Below are 4842 nucleotides of genomic sequence, written 5' to 3' on the forward strand. Positions count from 1 at the left end.
TCGTACGATCACACCGCTCGATCCTGGTGGGAGCTTGCGGATCTCGACCGATCTCGTCAGCGACATTCTGGCGGGAACCGGCGCCGTCTCCGTCTCCGTTTCGCCGCTTGCCAGCCTCGATGTTCCAGGTTTGCTCAAGGCACTCGACCGCTACCCTTACGGCTGCACTGAACAGACCGTCAGTCGCGCGCTGCCGCTTCTCTATGTGAATCGCCTCGCCGAGGAGGAAAGCCTCTCCCTCGACGACAAGGCCGACGAGCGTGTGCGCGGCGCCATCGAACGCATCTTGGCGAGACAGGATTCGAACGGATCGTTCGGCCTTTGGTCGGTCGGCGGCGACGACATGTGGCTCGACGCCTACGTGACCGACTTCCTCACGCGGGCCCGCGAACGCGGCTTCGTCGTGCCGCCGGTGGCTTTCAACCTCGCCGTCGACCGGTTGCGCAACTTCGTCGCCAACACCACGCAGATCGAGGACAACGCAGCGAGTCTCGCCTACGCCGCCTATGTTCTTGCCCGAAACGGACGCCCGGTGATGGGCGATCTGCGGTATCTCGCCGATACCAAGATCGGCGATTTCAATTCACCCTTGGCCCGTGGCCAGATCGCCGCGGCGCTGGCTCTACTCGGTGATCGTGGTCGCGCGCAGAAGGCGTTCGCCTCGGCGGTGGATCGTCTTAAGAGCGAGCGCGACAGTGGCGATTTCCGCCCGGATTATGGTTCGCGCCTGCGTGATGGTGCCGGGCTTCTCGCCCTCGCATCGGAGACCGACAACGTTCCCGCCGTGATACAACCGGTGTCGCAAGTCATCGATGCGGAACGCGGCACACGCCGTACCAGTACGCAGGAAGACGCGTGGCTTGTTCTCGCCGCTCAAGCTGTCGCGCGACAGGCGGACGCRATAAAGTTGACGGTCGACGGAAAGTCGCAGCAAGGAGCGCTCTATCGAACTTATCGCGATTCAGGTCTGGCGCGCGGCCCGGTGACGATCGTCAACAACGGACAGGCGCAGGTCCAAGCCGTGGTGACCGTCACCGGGAATACGATCGAACCCGAGCCCGCTCTGTCTCGCGGCTATACCGTTGATCGGAGTTTCTACAAGCTCGATGGGACGCAGGTCCAACCGTCGTCCGTAGGTCAGAACGATCGTATGGTGGTGGTATTGAAGGTCACGGAGGTGGAGGCGCGGCAAGCACGCGTTCTCCTGGTCGACCGGCTGCCAGCCGGCTTCGAGATCGATAATCCGAAGCTCGTCGACAGTGACAGCGTGGCTGCGCTCACCTGGCTCAAGCGCGATGTCGAGCCGGCGGCGACGGAATATCGCGATGATCGCTTCGTGGTCGCGTTCGATCGACAGGCCGATCAGCCCGCCTTCTTTACGGTGGCCTACATGGTCAGGGCGGTTTCCCCCGGACGATATGTGCATCCGCCGGCACAGGTGGAGGATATGTATCGACCCGAGCGCTACGGACGCACAGCCTACGGTCAGGTCGAGGTAACGTCGGCGAAGCCATGACAGACGTCGAGAACAGCAACGCAAGGCGCCGTATTCGTCGCACTGCCGTCGCKGCGTGTATCGGCGTGATTCTTGCCGTTCCGCTCGTCTCCCTCTGGCGGTTCGTCGATCGTCTCGGCGCGCTCGATTTGTCCATGGCGGAGGAACGCTCGACCATTGTGCTCGATCGTCACGGAACCCTCCTGCGCCCCTTCGTGACCCGCGAGGGGCGCTGGCGTCTGCCGATCGAGAGGGGTGACGTCGACCCGCATTTCATCGCCATGCTGAAAGCTTATGAAGATGCGCGTTTCGAAAGCCATTCCGGTATCGACCTGCTCGCGTTGCTGCGTGCGGCAACGCAGTTCATCGCCAACGGCCAAGTCGTCTCGGGTGGATCGACGCTGACCATGCAGGTGGCGCGTTTGCTGGAGCCGCGCGAGGACCGTTCGCTCTCAGCGAAATTGCGACAGGCGGTACGTGCGGTTCAGTTGGAACGCCGCTTCTCGAAAGATGAAATCCTTCGCCTGTATCTCACGCTCGCCCCGTATGGCGGCAACCTTGAAGGCGCGCGCGCGGCGAGCCTTTCCTATTTCGGCCGCGAGCCGAAGCGGTTGACGTTTGCAGAAGCGGCGCTGCTCGTGGCCCTGCCACAATCGCCTGAGGCCCGGCGGCCAGACCGGTCATCGTCGGCCGCGCGGACGGCGCGTGATCGCGTGCTCGATCGAGCGGCCGAGCGTGGAATCATCACGGCTGACGAGGCGAGTGCCGCGAAGAACGAACGCGTTCCGTCCTCGCGGCGGGCCTTTCCGATGGTTGCCGCCCACGCGGCTGAGCAGGCCGTCGCAGAGCGGCCCTTGGAGTCTACGCAACGGCTGACGATCGATGCGCGGCTGCAGGCGAGCCTGGAGAAATTGGCGCGGGAGCGCGCAGACCGGGTCGGGCCGAAGATCTCCGCCGCGATTCTTGTGCTCGACAACGCGACCGGAGAGGTGCGCGCGCATGTCGGTTCTCCCGATCCGCTCAATCGCGAACGCGCGGGTGCCATCGATATGGCGCAGGCGATGAGGTCGCCGGGATCTGCTCTCAAGCCGTTCATCTATGCAATGGCCTTCGAGAACGGCGTCGCCCATCCCGAGACGCTCGTCGACGATAGACCCTCGCGGTACGGCGCATATCAGCCCGAGAATTTCGACCTCGCCTTTCAAGGAACGGTGACCGCTCGCAAGGCGTTGCAGCTCTCGCTCAATCTGCCGGCCGTCGAACTCCTGAACGCCGTCGGCCCGGCGCGGCTGCTGGCGCGCTTGCATCAATCCGGGACGACCATCGTCATGCCGAAGGATGCGGCGCCCGGTCTCGCGATCGGCCTCGGCGGCCTTGGCATCACCTTGACGGATCTCACGCGGCTCTACGCGGGTTTGGCGCGGGGCGGTGCGATGCCCATGCTCGTGCGGCGGATGGGCCAGTCCGAAGCCGATTTGCCAGACCAGCGAATCGCCGATCCCGTGGCCGCTTGGTACGCCTACGACATCCTGCGTGGAGCGCCACCTCCCGACAATGCCCTCGCCGGGCGGATCGCATTCAAGACCGGGACCTCCTATGGCTACAGGGACGCTTGGGCGGTCGGATACGACAAGCGCCACACCATTGGTGTCTGGATCGGACGACCCGACGGCAGCGCCGTGCCCGGTCTCGTCGGACGRCTGGTCGCGGCCCCCATTCTCTTTGACGCATTCGGGCGCCTCGGCCTCGAGCCGGAGGCGCTACCGGTTCCGCCCTACGCGCTCATGGCGACGACGGCGACGCTGCCGCCACCCTTGCGCCATGTCCGTCAGGATGTTCCTAAGACCGTGGCCTCCACGGTCCAGGCCCCGCTCAAGATCGCGTTTCCTCTCGACGGGTCGAGGGTGGATCTCGGCTTTACCCATAGGGATGACGACAAGTCCGAGCTTCAGCTCAAGGCATCCGGGGGCGTGCCGCCTCTCACCTGGATGGCGGACGGTGCGCCCGTGGCAACGGGGAATCTGCGTCGCGAGGTGGCCTGGCGCCCAGACGGAGCAGGCTTTTTGCGCCTTTCCGTCATCGATGCTCGGGGTGCGACGGACAGTATCGTCGTGCGGATCGAGTAATCGGTTGCTCCGCCATTGTGGGAGAGCCCTTGCGCGAAATAGTATCCATTCCGAATCGGAGTAACGAGTACCGACGCGCAGTCTCACGGCGCAGGGGAGTTTTTGCATGAAGACGGGTTTGGAAGGGCGGCGCGCCCTCGTGTTGGGAGCGAGCAAGGGTCTCGGTTTCGGCATTGCGAAGGGACTAGCTGACGAAGGCGCACGGGTTGCCATCGCGAGCCGTTCGCTCGAAGGCTCGAAAGCCGCCGCCGATACGATCGGCCATGGGGTTCTCGGTTTTGCATGCGACACCGGAAAGACGACCGAGGTCGACGCGCTCGCGGCGGATGTGGTGAAGGCGTTGGGTGGTGTCGACATCCTGGTGCTGAACAGTGGTGGCCCGCCGCCAGGCAAGGCGCAGGGCGTATCGTCCGATCAATGGCGCTCGTCCTTTGAAAGCATGTTCGTCAATCTGGTCCGCCTCGCCGACCACCTGTTGCCCGGCATGGTCGAACAGAAATTCGGACGCATTATTTCCGTCATCTCGTCGGGCGTGATCCAGCCTATCCCGAACCTCGCCATTTCCAATGCCATCCGGCCCGCGCTCGTCGGGTGGGGCAAGACACTGTCGGCGGAAGTTGCTGCGGCGGGCGTCACGGTCAACGCGATTGCCCCGGGGCGCATCGCGACCGATCGTCTGAAGCAACTCGATGCCGCCAATGCGGAACGGACGGGACGCGATATCGACGCCGTCAAGAAGGCCGCGCTGGCGGCCATTCCCGCCGGCCGTTATGGCGACGCGTCGGAATTCGCAGCTGCGGCCGTGTTTCTCGCGAGCGACCAGGCCTCGTTCATGACCGGGTCGATCCTGCGGGTCGATGGCGGCCAGATTTCATGCACGTAGGCATGGACGGAGGATCCGCCCCGTGAAGAAAAGCAACGGCTCGCCGACGCTTTGGAGCCTGCAGGCGGTCGTTGCGCTCGTCTTCACGTTGATCGTTCTTGCGATCTCCGGGTCCCTCATCGGGTTCAATCATCAACAGCTGACGGCACTCACACTTCGCGATGCTGAAGACGATTTTCGACGCATCACCGACAATGTGCGCGGGGAGGTCTCCGGYGGTCTTCGCATCGCGAGTTCCGTTCTCGACACTGTCGCGCTGACGGTCGATCCCGAAGCGCCCCTGGAGCAACTGGCGCCACGCCTGACGGTCATCCTGAAGGAGCTGGAAAAAGTGCTCC

The 4842-nt window shown here is 64.1% G+C and carries 4 protein-coding genes; all 4 read left to right on the plus strand.

Going from position 1 to position 4842, the window contains the following annotated elements; genetic code table 11:
• Positions 1-1516, plus strand: a 1516-nt coding sequence (locus AC1DT3_RS12245) for an alpha-2-macroglobulin family protein (RefSeq protein ID WP_477465527.1), incomplete at its 5' end; no start/stop codon positions are given.
• Entirely contained in the window at positions 1513-3621 is a 2109-nt protein-coding gene (gene pbpC, locus AC1DT3_RS12250; RefSeq protein WP_477465528.1) for a penicillin-binding protein 1C, read from the plus strand. The genes AC1DT3_RS12245 and pbpC, both read left to right, overlap by 4 nt.
• 106 nt (positions 3622-3727) lie before the next feature.
• Positions 3728-4504 carry an SDR family oxidoreductase gene (locus AC1DT3_RS12255; protein ID WP_477465529.1) on the plus strand — a complete coding sequence of 259 codons (777 nt, stop codon included), beginning with the start codon at positions 3728-3730 and terminating at the stop codon, positions 4502-4504.
• A 22-nt stretch (positions 4505-4526) separates the two neighbouring features.
• Positions 4527-4842: hypothetical protein (locus tag AC1DT3_RS12260; RefSeq protein WP_477465530.1), on the plus strand; the 316-nt coding region annotated here is incomplete at its 3' end.

It is taken from the genome of Microvirga sp. P4_G7, from assembly GCF_056401005.1.

Coding starts and splice junctions, on each gene's coding strand:
- AC1DT3_RS12255 (WP_477465529.1), top strand. CDS start 3,728: ATGAAGACGGGTTTGGAAGGGCGGCGCGCCCTCGTGTTGGGAGCGAGC.